Origin of the sequence: Nocardia sp. NPDC049737 (genome assembly GCF_040674755.1) — a bacterium.
Taxonomy (GTDB): domain Bacteria; phylum Actinomycetota; class Actinomycetes; order Mycobacteriales; family Mycobacteriaceae; genus Nocardia.
Genome location: NZ_JBFANH010000054.1, coordinates 17,282 through 30,699 on the forward strand (window position 1 = coordinate 17,282; position 13,418 = coordinate 30,699).

11 protein-coding genes, 1 tRNA gene and 1 pseudogene are annotated in these 13,418 nt (G+C 64.2%); 9 read left to right on the forward strand and 4 right to left on the reverse strand.

What is annotated here, in order from left to right; all coding sequences use genetic code 11:
* The first annotated feature begins 46 nt into the window (after positions 1–46).
* From pyk to AB0J47_RS39770, 3 genes are all read left to right on the forward strand, one after another.
* Complete coding sequence (gene pyk, locus AB0J47_RS39760) at positions 47–1,465, forward strand: pyruvate kinase (protein WP_364359035.1); 1,419 nt, start codon at positions 47–49, stop codon at positions 1,463–1,465.
* An 82-nt stretch (positions 1,466–1,547) separates the two neighbouring features.
* Complete coding sequence (locus AB0J47_RS39765; protein WP_364359038.1) at positions 1,548–2,456, forward strand: acyl-CoA thioesterase II; 909 nt, start codon at positions 1,548–1,550, stop codon at positions 2,454–2,456.
* Between the two features lie 205 nt (positions 2,457–2,661).
* The gene (locus tag AB0J47_RS39770; RefSeq protein WP_364359041.1) at positions 2,662–4,410 is read left to right on the forward strand and encodes an alpha/beta fold hydrolase; all 1,749 of its coding nucleotides are present in this window, start codon (positions 2,662–2,664) and stop codon (positions 4,408–4,410) included.
* 518 nt (positions 4,411–4,928) lie between these two features.
* Here the strand turns inward: AB0J47_RS39770 and AB0J47_RS39775 are convergent.
* The 4 genes from AB0J47_RS39775 to AB0J47_RS39790 form a co-directional block, all read right to left on the reverse strand.
* Positions 4,929–5,354: a hypothetical protein gene (locus AB0J47_RS39775; RefSeq protein ID WP_364359044.1), complete on the reverse strand. Its 426-nt coding sequence runs from the start codon at positions 5,352–5,354 to the stop codon at positions 4,929–4,931.
* Between the two features lie 98 nt (positions 5,355–5,452).
* Positions 5,453–6,073 (reverse strand): low molecular weight phosphatase family protein, encoded by a 621-nt coding sequence (locus AB0J47_RS39780; RefSeq protein WP_364359047.1) that lies wholly within the window; start codon positions 6,071–6,073, stop codon positions 5,453–5,455.
* A 240-nt stretch (positions 6,074–6,313) separates the two neighbouring features.
* Positions 6,314–6,826, reverse strand: coding sequence for a DUF4188 domain-containing protein (locus AB0J47_RS39785; protein WP_364359050.1), 513 nt, complete (start codon positions 6,824–6,826; stop codon positions 6,314–6,316).
* 243 nt (positions 6,827–7,069) lie between these two features.
* Positions 7,070–7,156 (reverse strand) — tRNA-Leu (locus AB0J47_RS39790).
* Between the two features lie 223 nt (positions 7,157–7,379).
* Between AB0J47_RS39790 and AB0J47_RS39795 the strand changes: the two genes are divergently transcribed.
* From AB0J47_RS39795 to AB0J47_RS39820, 6 genes and pseudogenes are all read left to right on the forward strand, one after another.
* Positions 7,380–7,997 carry an ANTAR domain-containing response regulator gene (locus tag AB0J47_RS39795; protein WP_040688928.1) on the forward strand — a complete coding sequence of 206 codons (618 nt, stop codon included), beginning with the start codon at positions 7,380–7,382 and terminating at the stop codon, positions 7,995–7,997.
* A gap of 231 nt (positions 7,998–8,228) precedes the next feature.
* The gene (locus AB0J47_RS39800; RefSeq protein ID WP_364359054.1) at positions 8,229–9,440 is read left to right on the forward strand and encodes a branched-chain amino acid ABC transporter substrate-binding protein; all 1,212 of its coding nucleotides are present in this window, start codon (positions 8,229–8,231) and stop codon (positions 9,438–9,440) included.
* A gap of 97 nt (positions 9,441–9,537) precedes the next feature.
* Positions 9,538–10,575 carry a branched-chain amino acid ABC transporter permease gene (locus AB0J47_RS39805; RefSeq protein ID WP_364359057.1) on the forward strand — a complete coding sequence of 346 codons (1,038 nt, stop codon included), beginning with the start codon at positions 9,538–9,540 and terminating at the stop codon, positions 10,573–10,575.
* Positions 10,572–12,008, forward strand: coding sequence for a branched-chain amino acid ABC transporter permease (locus tag AB0J47_RS39810; protein WP_364359060.1), 1,437 nt, complete (start codon positions 10,572–10,574; stop codon positions 12,006–12,008). The genes AB0J47_RS39805 and AB0J47_RS39810 overlap by 4 nt, the downstream gene beginning before the upstream one ends.
* Positions 12,005–12,961: pseudogene (locus AB0J47_RS39815) on the forward strand (ABC transporter ATP-binding protein); the annotation flags it as partial. The gene AB0J47_RS39810 and the pseudogene AB0J47_RS39815, both read left to right, overlap by 4 nt.
* 141 nt (positions 12,962–13,102) lie before the next feature.
* On the forward strand, positions 13,103–13,418 hold a 316-nt coding region (locus tag AB0J47_RS39820), incomplete at its 3' end, for an ATP-binding cassette domain-containing protein (RefSeq protein ID WP_364359066.1).

Below are 13,418 nucleotides of genomic sequence, written 5' to 3' on the forward strand. Positions count from 1 at the left end.
GAGGCCACAGCAGGCCAGGGGTACTACACGGGACTAGGCTCTACTCGTGATGCGACGGACGAAGATTGTGTGCACTCTCGGCCCAGCGACCGCTACCGAGGAACGTATTCGGGAACTCGTCGAGAGCGGCATGGATGTGGCGCGGCTGAATTTCAGCCATGGCGAACACTCCGACCATGCCGAGAACTACAAGAAGGTGCGGCAGGCCTCGGACCATCTCGGCCGGGCGGTCGGCATTCTCGCCGACCTACAGGGACCGAAGATTCGGCTGGGCCGCTTCACAGAGGGCAAGACCGTATGGGCCAACGGTGAAGAGGTCCGCATAACTGTCGACGAGATCGAAGGCACCCACGATCGCGTCTCCACTACCTACAAGGAGCTGGCCAAGGACGCCAAATCGGGCGACCGCCTGCTCATCGACGACGGCAAGGTCGGCGTCACGGTCATTCGGGTCGAGGGCAACGACGTCGTCTGCCGAGTGACCGAGGGCGGACCGGTCAGCAATAACAAGGGCGTCTCGCTGCCAGGTATGGACGTCTCCGTGCCCGCGCTGTCGGAGAAGGACATCGATGACCTCGAATTCGCGCTCAAGCTCGGCGTCGACTTCATCGCGCTGTCCTTCGTGCGTTCTCCCTCGGATGTCGAGTTGGTGCACGACGTGATGGACCGGGTCGGCCGCCGTGTTCCGGTGATCGGCAAGTTGGAGAAGCCCGAGGCCATCGACAATCTCGAGGCCATCGTGCTGGCCTTCGACGCGGTCATGGTCGCCCGCGGTGACCTCGGCGTCGAACTGCCGCTCGAGCAGGTGCCGATCGTGCAGAAGCGGGCCATCCAGATGGCGCGCGAGAATGCCAAGCCGGTCATCGTCGCGACCCAGATGCTGGAGTCGATGATCGAGAACTCCCGCCCGACCCGCGCCGAGGCCTCCGATGTGGCCAATGCGGTGCTCGATGGCGCCGACGCGGTAATGCTGTCGGGTGAGACCTCGGTGGGTGCGTACCCGATCGAGACGGTTCGCACCATGGCGCGGATCGTGCACGCGGTGGAGACCGAATCCACCCGGGTGCCACCGCTGACCCACGTGCCGCGCACCAAGCGCGGTGTCATCTCCTACGCTGCCCGCGATATCGGCGAGCGGCTCAATGCCAAGGCGCTGGTCGCCTTCACCCAGTCCGGCGATACGGTTCGCCGCCTGGCTCGTCTGCACACCCCGCTGCCGTTGCTGGCGTTCACCCCCCTTCCCGAAGTGCGCAGCCAGCTGTCGCTCACCTGGGGCACCGAAACCTTCATCGTCCCGACAGTGAACAGCACCGATGCGATGATTCACCAGGTGGATGTAGCACTGCTGTCCATGAAGCGATACCAAAAAGGTGATCTGGTGGTAATCGTGGCAGGCTCCCCGCCCGGTACTGTCGGCTCCACCAATCTGATCCATGTGCACCGTATCGGTGAGGAGGACCATTAGCCGTGAGTGAGCGCAGCGAACGAACCGAGAACACAGCAACGCCATCGGTCGCAACAGGGCCGAGCGTCAGCGAGGCGCAATTGTGAGCGCTTCGCTGGGTGGCGCTGTCGGCCTCAGCGCGGCAGCGGAAGGTACCGACCTCGATGTGCTGCTCGGATTGCTCGATCTGGAACAGGTCGAGGAGGATGTCTTCGTCGGCCAGCATCCGGAGAAGGTTTGGAGCCGCACGTTCGGCGGTCAGCTGGTTTCGCAGGCGATCATGGCGGCGGGGCGAACGGTCGACGGTGACCGTCCGCTGCACGCCGTCAACGCGCATTTCGTGCGTGGTGGCGATGTGAAGAAGCCGATCGAGTATCAGGTCGACCGCCACCGCGACGGGCGCTCGCTGGCCAACCGCACGGTCACCGCGACCCAGGACGGTCAGGAGCTGTTCGTCATGCTCGCCGCGTTCCAGGATTGGGGCAAGGGTCTCGAGCACGCGCACGCCCAGCCGGTGGTGCCGGATCCGGAGACGCTGCCGCGTGTCGAGGAGAGCTTCGCGGGCTTGGAAGACAAGCTGGAGATGTTCGTCAAGGCGCCGCATCCGATCGATATGCGCTACACCAACGACCCCGCCTGGATCCTGAAGGGCACGGGGGAGCGGCTGAACCACAACCGCGTGTGGATGCGCGCGGATGGCCGACTGCCCGATGATCCGCTGATTCACGTTGCGACGCTTGGCTATTCGTCCGATACCACGGTGCTCGATTCGATTATCACCACGCACGGCCTGTCCTGGGGCCTGGATCGCATCGTGGCCGCGACGATCAACCATTCGATCTGGTTCCACCGCCCGTTCCGCTTCGACGATTGGGCGCTCTACGCGACCGAGTCCCCGGTGGCCGCCGGGTCGCGTGGCCTTGCCACGGGCCGGTTCTTCTCCCGCAGTGGCGAATTGCTTGCCACCACCGTCCAGGAAGGCATCATCCGCCACTTTCCAGCGCGGCGCTGAGCTCGGGTGCTCATGTGTTTGCGGACAGTGACAACTGATTTCGTAAGCACATGGGTAACTCCCTGTACTCACATCGAACTAGCGTGCGATGGGTTCTCGTTGTCAAGAGTTGGCAGCGTTGGGTGTTGAGGGTGCTGCGGGGCGGTTTCGACGACGTCCGTGGTTATGGTGTGGAGTTCGTTGATTTCGTGACGCGTTCGGGCGAGTGCCGTTGGCGCGCAGGCATATACGAGGGCAGCCGCACCACAGGGCACGCCGCCTGGCTCGCCGTCCGCCGACCGAGCATCGTCGCGCGCGTCTGAAACGCAGCACGGCGGGCCCGCGACGCGCGACGATGGCCGACATGACATTGCCTGCCCTCCCCGAGGAGTCCTTCCAGCGTGTGCTCTGTGTCGTCGCGCATCCAGACGACATGGAGTACGGCGCGTCCGCGGCTGTCGCTCGCTGGACCGCGCGTGGCATCGAGGTCGGTTATCTGCTGCTCACCCGCGGCGAGGCCGGCATGCCGAACCATCCCGAGGAGACGGCTCGCTTGCGCGTCGCCGAGCAGCGGGCCGCCTGCGCCGCGGTCGGCGTCGAGCACCTGACTGTCCTCGAACATCCGGACGGCGTGCTCGTCTACGGCCTCGACCTGCGCCGGGATATCTGCCGGGAGATCCGCCGGTTCAAGCCCGACGTCGTGCTCGGCGCCGGTTACGAAATCGAGACGCCCTATGGCTTCGACCAGGCGGACCACCGCGCGGCCGGGCTCGCGACGCTCGACGCAGTGCGCGACGCAGGTAACCGGTGGGTCTTCCCGGAGCAGATCGACGACGACCTCGAACCGCACTCCGTGCGCTGGTACATCGTCCCCGGACTCGCCGGCTCCGCGACCCACGGCGTCGAGGTCACGGGTGAGCCGCTGCGCCGCGGCGTCGCCTCCCTCGAGGCGCACGCCGCGTACCTGGCCGCGCTCCCGGACCACCCCGCCCCCAAGGACTTCATCCCGCAGTTCACCGCGATGAGCGGTAAGGCCATGGGCGTCGAGCACGCCGTCTTGTTCCGCGCCCACGACCTGCAAGCACCACCGGAATTCGGCACCGAAGACACGCAGGACCCAGTCGAAGTGATAGCAACGCAGCCTTCGAGCAGCGGTCACCTGCCACTCAACGGTCTGAGCATCTATTACGAAGTGTATGGCGCGCTCGGCACCTCGAAGACGTCTCCGCTGCTGCTCATTCCCGGCGGGTTCATGTCCACCGACTCGATGAAGTCGTGGGTGTCCGCCTTCGCGAGCACGCGCACCGTCATCGTCTTCGATCAGCAAGGGCACGGCCGCACCCCGGACACTCCGCGCGAGATGTCCTACGAGCAGTTCGCCGACGACGCCGCCGCGCTGCTGCGCGCGTTGCAGGTCGAGCGCGCGGATACGCTGGGCTACTCGCAAGGCGGCGGGGTCGCGCTGCAGCTCGCGCTCCGTCACCCGAGGCTCGTCGACAAGCTGGTCTCGGTGTCGGCCACCTACCGCAAGGACGGCTGGTACCCGTCGGTGCTGGAGGGCATCAGGGGCCTCAGCGCCGCAGCCTTTGCCGGAACATCCGTCGAGAAGGCGTTCAGGGAGCACACCCCGGACGGCGCGGCGTTCGACGCCTATGTCGAAAAGATGAAGCTCTTGGGGATCAATGACCAGAACATCAGCGACGCGCAGATGCGTTCGATTTCCGCGAAGACGATGGTCGTCGCCGGTGATGCGGATGCACTGAGGCCCGAGCATGCGCTGGCGATGTTCGTACTACGCGGTGGCGGCGATGAGGAAGCGGCGGCGTCAGGGGCGCTGCTGAGGGTTCCGGCCGCGCGCTTGGTGATTCTGCCGGCGACGTCGCATATCGGTATCTTCGGCGAGTCAGCGGTATTGGCGCCGATGGTGACTGCGTTTCTCGACGATGTGCTGCCGACGACGCCGAATCTCTTCTAGGCTTCGCCCGTACGGGCGAGCGAGGTCGCCTACACCGGCCTGACAGATTGCCGCAAAGTATCCGGACATGAAGCACACCGCGCAGACCGAGTCGGCCAGAGTGCGGCGTCGGCGAAACAACTGAGTCCCCATCCGGACACCAGATGGGGCTCAGTAGCCGACCGGCAATAGCCGGAGGGTTTGTCGCGGCTATGTTCCTCCAGGAACTGCAGCGCGCTCTCCCACCAGCTTTCCAGACGTTCCCGTGTGAGAGCGCCACGATGACCGTGCCGGGCGAAAGCCGTTCATCTGCTGCGTCTTTCAAGGCGACTGCTTCGATGAAGGCGATGTCGCCGACGACAGTATCCGAGTAGAACAGATTCGACACGCCGACCAGCGGGGGATTGCGGAACGCGTGTTTGCTCTCACGTCAGGCAGATTGGGGTAGTGACTGGTAACTCGTCCGGAACGTCCAAAAGTCTTGCGGCACACGACGTAGGACCTGTACGCGATGTCCGTGCCGCCGGGCTGGTATGGCCTCAATATCCGGGGAGGCGGAACCGTTCGCGCTCGGTTTCGAAGTCGAAGCTGTCGCGGCGCTGCACCCGGATTGTCCGCGGGATCTCCAGATCCATTGGGCAGCTTGCGGTTTCCAACATCAGGCGCTTCTCCAGCGCGCTCAGGCTCGGTGCGGTCAGATCGCGCGGCGCACCGACCAGGCTGAGTGCGATCTCATAGGTGCGTCTTGCCTGCTGCTCCTGGCCGGGATGCTCTACGCGCCACTGGGTTTCGAGTAGTAGGTGCTCTGGTGCGTCGGACTCGACCGGCAATGTGAAGCGCCACGCGAAGACGTCGCGGTCCTGGAGGTGGTCGTCCACCACCTCGCGTACCGAATCTACGACGCGATCGAGGGTTTCCGGTGTCACATAAACATGGAGCGAAACATCCGAAATTCGTTTCGGCATGTCTGATTCCTGTCGTGTGTCGAACCATCAACGGCGGAAGTTATTCCGCGCGCGAGTGTAATCCCTTTACCCGCTAATTGGACACCGGGCCCTGCGTGTCACCGGATCCGCTGGGCGGCAAGGAAGGCGGCCAGCGGCGCGGGACGCGCCCCAGGGGCCATTACGAGGCCGGGGCGTTCGTCGTCGACGGGCCGTCGCTGCTCGTGCGGCGCCAAGGTCAGCAGTAGGGGCACCAATGCCTCGGCGATGCGGTCGCCCACTTCGCAGAACGCGGCTTCCGACAGTCCGACCGGGTCGGCGATATTCTCCCGGCCGACGAGGGCGAGATCGTCGCGGGCCTGGTGCAGGTCGGCGATCGTCGCGGCGCCGGTGACCTTGGCGATGCGATGTGCTTCCAACAGGGTGAAGGTGCGCGATCCGGCCCCGAACGCCATCTGCGCCGCCTGATCCCGGATCTGCTCGGTCATGGCCAGCACCAGATCCGCGCGGTCGATCAGCTCGGGCTCGAGTTTGCGGGCCCGGAAATAGTCGGCGTCGGCGCCGAGGCCCTCGATGGTCCGCGCGGCGAGCGGCTCGATCGGAAAGCCGATCAGCGCACGGGTTCCCGCGCTCTCCGCGGTGAGCCGGGGCAGGTTGTATTCGACCGCTACGGCGTGGGTGAGCCGCTCGGCGATTACCGAACGGCAGACATTGCCGTTGCAGACGAACAGGACGTGCATGCGGATACGGTAGGCCGCGCACGGACCGACCAGAAGGCCCTCGACATCGAATCACAGCCCGCGAAACACATATTCATCTGCTGGTCAAGTGCCGTACACAAAGTACGCCCCGGTATTCAGAGAGACGCTCGATACGTGTGACAGTTAGGCGGTCAGTATTCGAGGTCTGGGCGTCCTGCTGAACGTACCCGGCGCGAGCGGTTTCAACCATCACAGTATTGCCACGGTTGGAGATCGGATTTACTCGGACTCTCCACCGTAGTAAGTGGATTCGGCGACCACGGGTGCCTCCCTGGCGGCCTCGCCGTGCACCCGCCCCCGGGTCGTGAACATCCGACCGCGCGAGGCCACGACGGGCGCGAATCGCGGCAGTCCGGAGGCCGCTCCCATATCGTCGTACATGGCATCGATGCCGCCGCGCATGAAATACGCCTCATGCCAGAACCCGGTCCCGCCGGAGTCGCGCAGGAACTTCTGCCACCAATCCCGGTGCGGCGCAGAACGTGTCCACCGTTCCAGCGAATCCAGATCCCGCCAATACTGCCGTGCTCCCCAATGCGGCGGAAACAGCGACCAGATCACGTCCTCGTGCGACAACAGCCCATCCGGCCGATCCTCGTGCGACCGATACAGTTTCGGGCCCAGACCGAGCAATCGCAGGATCCCGCGAGGCTTGCGCACCCGCATCCCGAGATAAATGACGACCAGATCCGGATACCCGGACAGATCGACAGTGGTCCTGTTAACCCGCATCGAGGCACCTCCGTATCGGGCTGCCCACTTGCAACCCTACTCCGCAAATACGAGACAGCCCGCGCCCTAGTTCGATCGCCGCAAGGCTCGACGCACCGGCAAGACGAAGGCTCGTCGATAACGTAACTACCGCTGGGGGGTCTGGGGGCGAAGCCCCGCCGGGCGGGGTCCGGGGGTTGCACTCCCGGCGTAATCGCGAAACGTGGTCGGCTCATGCTCGGCATGAGCGACCACGAGTGCACCTGGTGCCGATTGTGGGACTCGAACCCACACGTCCTTTCGGACAACGGTTTTTGAGACCGTCGCGTCTGCCAGTTCCGCCAAATCGGCGCACCGGTGGGAAAGCATAGCGGGTCACTGTCGAAAATCACGAATGGGCTGGGTGAGAAGTGATTGTCGCCCGGTTTGCGCAGGGTATATGGGTTGTATGCCGAACTGAAAGGTACTCTTTACATCACTCGACGGCGACAGTGTGGGGCGATGGACCGGTGCCCGGACCACGGCCACTCATACGCGTGTCGGGACACGGCATCGGAACCAGAGGGGTCTACCTATGAGCAACACAGCAGGGGGCGCCGGCACGAAGCGGGACGCCGGGGCGAAGCGGGTCGTCGTCGCGGAAGACGAAGCGCTCATCCGCATGGATCTGGTGGAGATGCTGACCGAAGAGGGCTATCAGGTTGTCGGTGAGGCAGGCGACGGCCAGCAGGCGGTGGATCTGGCGGTGGAGCATCGGCCGGATCTGGTCATCATGGATGTGAAGATGCCACGCCGCGACGGTATCGATGCCGCGGCCGAGATCGCGTCGAAACGCGTTGCGCCAGTTGTGATTTTGACCGCATTCAGTCAGCGAGATCTGGTCGAGCGGGCGCGTGATGCCGGTGCGATGGCTTATCTGGTCAAGCCGTTCACGAAGTCGGATCTGGTGCCCGCCATCGAATTGGCGGCCAGCCGCTTCCACGAAATCACCGCACTGGAGAGTGAGGTCGCCAACCTGGCCGACCGGCTCGAGACGCGCAAGCTGGTCGAACGGGCCAAGGGCGTGCTCATGCAGACCCAGGGGTTGTCGGAACCGCAGGCATTCAAGTGGATTCAACGTACGGCGATGGACCGCCGCACTACGATGAAGGCGGTAGCCGAGGTGGTGCTGGAAAATCTGGCCCCGAAGTAGGCCCATCCTGCGCCCCGGCCGTTCAAGGCCGGAAATTTTACTTTCCGGAAACCCGATCGCGATGAAAAATTCGAAACGATGTCGGTCGGATGATCTGAATGTGATGCGCAGCTAACGTACCAACGCTATGTTCTGACCGGGCTGACGTGGTCGGCCTCCTCGGAGGAGAGCCCGGGGGAGCACAGGACGTAGAGGTGAAACGTGCTTAGTTCGACATGGCGCAGTCGTTCGATGCGGGGTGCATTGGCCATCGGTGCCGCCGCCGCGCTCGTGCTGACGGGGTGTAGCGATAAATCGACCGACGGTGGCTCGGGCACCTCCGGCACCAGCGGCGCGGGCGGTCTGAAGATCCAGCCGGTCATGCAGATCGACGCCAACGGCAAGCAGGTACCGAAGTCGGACAGCGCCTCGGCCGCCGACCCTGCGGGCGACGGCAAGGCCACCTGCCCCGCGGGCACCGCGATCGCCATGGCGGGCGCGCTCACCGGTCCGGACGCCGCCCTTGGCATCAATATCGTCGACGGCGTGAAGCTCGCGCTGGACAAGCACAACAAGGCCAACCCGGGCTGCAAGATCGAGCTCAAGCAGTTCGACACCGAGGGCGACCCGCAGAAGGCCACCCAGGTCATCCCACAGATCGTCAACGACAAGTCGATCATCGGCCTGGTCGGTCCGGCGTTCTCCGGTGAGACCAAGGCGACCGGCAAGATCCTCAGTGACGCCGGCCTCGTCTCGACGACCGCCTCGGCCACCAATGAGACGCTGACCCAGAACGGCTGGACCAGCTTCTTCCGCGGCCTGGCCAATGACGGCGTGCAGGGTCCCTCGGTCGGCAAGTACCTGGTCAACACCGCGGGCTACAAGAAGGTCTGCGTCATCCAGGACAACACCGACTACGGCACCGGCCTGGCCAAGACGATCATCGAGGGCCTCGGCTCGGCCAACGACGCGTCCTGCAATGCCAGCATCAAGAAGGGTGACAAGGACTTCTCCGCCACCGTCACCAAGATCGCCAGCGCCGCGCCGGACGCCGTCTTCTACTCCGGCTACTACTCCGAGGGCGCCCCGCTGGCCCAGCAGCTGAAGTCCGGTGGCGTCAAGGCGGTCTTCGTCTCCGCCGACGGCACCAACGATCCGCAGTTCGTCGCTCAGGCCGGTAGCTCGTCCAAGGGCGCGGTACTGTCCTGCCCGTGTGGTCCGGCACCGGATAAGTTCACCGCGGACTACAAGGCGCTCAACGGCGCCGAGCCGGGCGTGTACTCGGTCGAGGGCTACGATCTGACCACGATCTTGGCCAAGGGCATCGATGGCGGCAAGCTCACCCGTCCGGACCTGCTGGAATACGTGCGGTCCTACGACGGCAACGGTCTTGCACGTCAGTACAAGTGGAACCCGACCGGTGAACTGACCAACGCACTGATCTGGATCTACGAGGTCAAGTAGCCCTAGACAATCCGAACGGCGGCACCTACAGGGGTTCGTGGGAATCCCCGTAAGTGCCGCCGTGTCGGGTGGGCGAATGAATGAGGGCACAAGACGAATGAAATCAACGGCACTGGCTGGCGCTGTACAACTCGCCAGCGGTTCGATCGACTTCAATTACCACGGAGTGATCGATAACTTCTGGCGACTGACCGTCGACGGGGTGACCTACGGCTCAATCTATGCCTTGGTCGCCGTGGGCTATACCCTGGTCTACGGCGTATTGCGGCTGATCAATTTCGCCCATTCGGAAATATTCATGCTCGGCATGTTCGGTCAATTGGTCGGGCTCATGCTGTTCGGATTCGTGGCGAATCCCGATGTGTACACCCAGGGCATCATCCTGACCGTCACCTATCTCGCATTGGCGATGATCATCGGCATGCTGGTGTCCGGTGGCGCCGCGGTCGGATTGGAGCGCGTGGCCTATCGGCCATTGCGCAAACGCGGGGCCAAACCGCTGAGCTTCCTCATCACGGCGATCGGTATGTCGTTCGTGCTCCAGGAATTCGTGCATTTCATCCTGCCGAAGATCAATCCCAAACTCGGCGGCACCAACGCGCAGCAGCCGATCAAACTGGTCGAGCCGAGCGTGCAGTTCAGCTTCTTCGGCGCCGAGGTCGACAACATCAAAATGCTGATCGTGCTCGCGGCGATCGCGCTGGCGATCGTGACCGAGGTGCTGATCAATCGGACCAAATTCGGGCGCGGCATCCGCGCCGTCGCCCAGGATCCCGATACCGCGACGCTGATGGGTGTTTCGCGGGAGCGGGTCATCATGTTGACCTTCTTCATCGGTGGTGTGCTCGCCGGTGCGGCCGCGCTGCTGTACGCGATCAAAATTCCCCAGGGCATCATCTACTCCGGTGGATTCATCCTCGGCATCAAGGCATTCAGCGCCGCGGTGCTCGGCGGCATCGGCAATCTGCGCGGCGCATTGCTCGGCGGCATCCTGCTCGGTGTGGTGGAACAGTACGGCCAATCGCTGCTCGGTTCGGAGTGGCGCGATGTCGTCGCGTTCGTCGTGCTGGTGTTGGTGCTGATGGTGCGCCCGACCGGCATCCTCGGTGAGAGTCTCGGGAGGGCCCGCGCATGACCGACTCGACCAAAACCCCTGACTCCGTACCCGAGACACCCAAACCGGCCGCGCCGAGACACGGTGTCGGGGATACGATTCGGACCTGGTGGGACGGCCTGAGCCGCCCCGCGCAATGGGGCGTCGGCGTACCGATCCTCATTCTGCTCGCCCTGCTTCCGCTTTTCCCGCCGCCGCTGCTGGATACCCCCGGCTACAACTTCGGTCTGGTCATGGCGCAGGTCGCGATGTACGCCCTGATCGCCATCGGCCTGAATGTCGTTGTCGGACAAGCCGGTCTGCTCGATCTCGGCTACGTCGGCTTCTACGCCATCGGCGCGTATACGGTCGGCCTACTCACCAGCCCCAACAGTCCGTGGAATCAGACCGACGGCGGCTGGCTGAATCCGACCTGGGCCTGGATGGCCTGTCTGCCGATCGCGGTCGCGGTGACCGCCATTTCCGGCCTCATCCTCGGCACCCCGACTCTGCGGCTGCGCGGTGACTATCTGGCGATCGTGACCCTCGGCTTCGGTGAGATCGTGCGACTGCTCGCCGACAATCTCTCCGATATCACCAATGGCAGTCTCGGTCTTTCCGGTGTCGCCTTCCCACACGTCGGTGAGTCCGCCAGTAAGCCGGAGGGTGTGTTCTCCGGCGGTAACAGCGGCAACGCCGATAGTGCGAATCTGCTCGACCGGGCCAGTTACGGCACCTGGTGGTATTGGTTCGCGATGGTGCTGGTGATCATCGTGCTGCTGATCGTCGGCAATCTGGAACGCAGCCGGGTGGGCCGCGCCTGGGTGGCCATTCGCGAGGACGAGGACGCGGCCGAGATCATGGGCGTGCCGACGTTCAAATTCAAGCTGTGGGCCTTCCTGATCGGCGCTGCCGTCGGCGGCATGTCCGGTGCGATCTATGCCGGCCAGGTGCAGTTCATCAATCCGACCGGCTTCAACATCATCAATTCGATGCTGTTCCTGTGCGCGGTCGTCATCGGCGGTCAGGGCAATAAGCTCGGAGTCATCTTCGGCGCGTTCATCATCGCCTATCTGCCCGCGCGGCTGCAGTCGGTGAAATTGGTGAGCAATGAGTCGACCGGATACCTCCTGTTGGCCATTGACGTGCTGGTCTTCGTCGGACTGGTCCTCGTATGGAGATCCAGGGGCGACAGTCTGGCTGCGTGGCCGCGGCGCGCCTGCATTACCGGCATGGTGGTCACCGGCGTCATGGGTGCACTGCTGCTCGGCAGCGTGCTGCTGTTCCGCGTCGGCGGTGCGCAGTCCCTCGGTGACCTCAAGTACATGTACTTCGGAATTACCTTGGTGGTCATGATGATTCTGCGGCCACAGGGTCTGTTCCCGGTGCGGCAGAAGCTGCTGACCTTCGGTAGGCAGGTGTATCAGGCCGTGCGCAAACCGGGTGAGCGTGAATTGATCGGAGCGGGACGATGACCGGGCCGGGCGCGGGTGACGCGCTGTTCGACAACGAGGATATGGCGGCCGGTTATGCGGCGCAGCCCGAGGTCGAGAGCGCGGGCGAGGTCGATGTCACCGCCGTGATCCCGGTGCTCGCCGATGCCGAGGTCGTCGCGGATGTGGTTGCGCCGCATCGTGATATCGAGACCGCGGTGGGTGAGCCGCTGCTGCGCACCGATGCACTGACCGTGCAGTTCGGCGGTCTGACCGCATTGGACAAGGTCAGCTTCGAGATCCGTCGCGGCGAGATTCTCGGGCTGATCGGGCCCAACGGCGCGGGCAAGACAACCTGCTTCAACGCCATTACCGGTGTCTACAAACCGGCCTCGGGTCTGGTGTATTTCGACGGCAAACCGCTGACGAAAACCAAGCGCAATGAGATCACCCGGCTCGGTATCGCCCGCACCTTCCAGAATGTGCGGCTCTTCGGCGAGATGACCGCGCTGGAAAATGTGGTGGTCGGCACCGACGCCAGGCATAAGACCTCGGTGCCCGGTGCCATTTTCCGCACGCCGCGGCACCGCAGCGAGGAGAGGGATGCGATCGAGCGCGGCATGGCCCTGCTCGAATTCGTCGGTATCGCACCGCGTGCGGTGGAGAAGGCGCGCAATCTCTCCTATGGTGATCAGCGCCGATTGGAGATCGCCCGCGCGCTGGCCACCGAGCCGAAATTGCTCTGCCTGGACGAACCGGCCGCCGGGTTCAATCCGAGCGAGAAATCGGCGCTGATGGATCTGATCCGCAAGATCCGCGACGACGGGTTCACCGTGCTGCTCATCGAGCACGATATGCGCCTGGTCATGGGTGTCACCGACCGGATCGTGGTGCTGGAGTTCGGACGTAAGATCGCCGATGGGCTGCCCGTGGATATCCGCGACAACCCGGATGTGATCGCGGCCTATCTGGGAGTGCCGGATGCCGAGGCCGCGGCGGCCGAGAAGACCACCGCCGTAACCGAAGTGGTCGAACCGGAACAGCTCGTCGAGGAACCGACTCCGGCCGGTGGCGAGCATCGCAAGCCGCGGCCGCGCGACTTCAGCGAAGCGCCGCCGCTGCTCGAGGTCGACGATATGGTCGTCAACTACGGCAGAATCCAAGCGCTGCACGGGGTTTCGCTCCGGGTCGCTGAGGGGGAGCTGGTGACCTTGCTCGGCGCCAATGGCGCGGGTAAGACCACCACCATGCGTGCGCTGTCCGGACTGCTGCCGCTTACCCGCGGCAAGATCAGGTTCGAAGGCCGCGACATCACCCAGATGAAGGCGCACGAGCGGGTGACGCACGGGTTGATCCAGGCGCCGGAGGGTCGGGGTGTCTTCCCCGGTATGACGGTCCAGGAAAACCTCGATATGGGTTGCTACGGAAGGGCTTTCAAGCAGAAGGCGGAAT

Excerpts from the sequence above, each read along its gene's own strand:
- AB0J47_RS39775 (WP_364359044.1), bottom strand. The coding sequence starts at position 5,354 with ATGCCGAAACGAATTTCGGATGTTTCGCTCCATGTTTATGTGACACCG.
- AB0J47_RS39780 (WP_364359047.1), bottom strand. The coding sequence starts at position 6,073 with ATGCACGTCCTGTTCGTCTGCAACGGCAATGTCTGCCGTTCGGTAATC.
- AB0J47_RS39785 (WP_364359050.1), bottom strand. The coding sequence starts at position 6,826 with ATGCGGGTTAACAGGACCACTGTCGATCTGTCCGGGTATCCGGATCTG.
- AB0J47_RS39795 (WP_040688928.1), top strand. The coding sequence starts at position 7,380 with ATGAGCAACACAGCAGGGGGCGCCGGCACGAAGCGGGACGCCGGGGCG.
- AB0J47_RS39800 (WP_364359054.1), top strand. The coding sequence starts at position 8,229 with ATGCGGGGTGCATTGGCCATCGGTGCCGCCGCCGCGCTCGTGCTGACG.
- AB0J47_RS39805 (WP_364359057.1), top strand. The coding sequence starts at position 9,538 with ATGAAATCAACGGCACTGGCTGGCGCTGTACAACTCGCCAGCGGTTCG.
- AB0J47_RS39810 (WP_364359060.1), top strand. The coding sequence starts at position 10,572 with ATGACCGACTCGACCAAAACCCCTGACTCCGTACCCGAGACACCCAAA.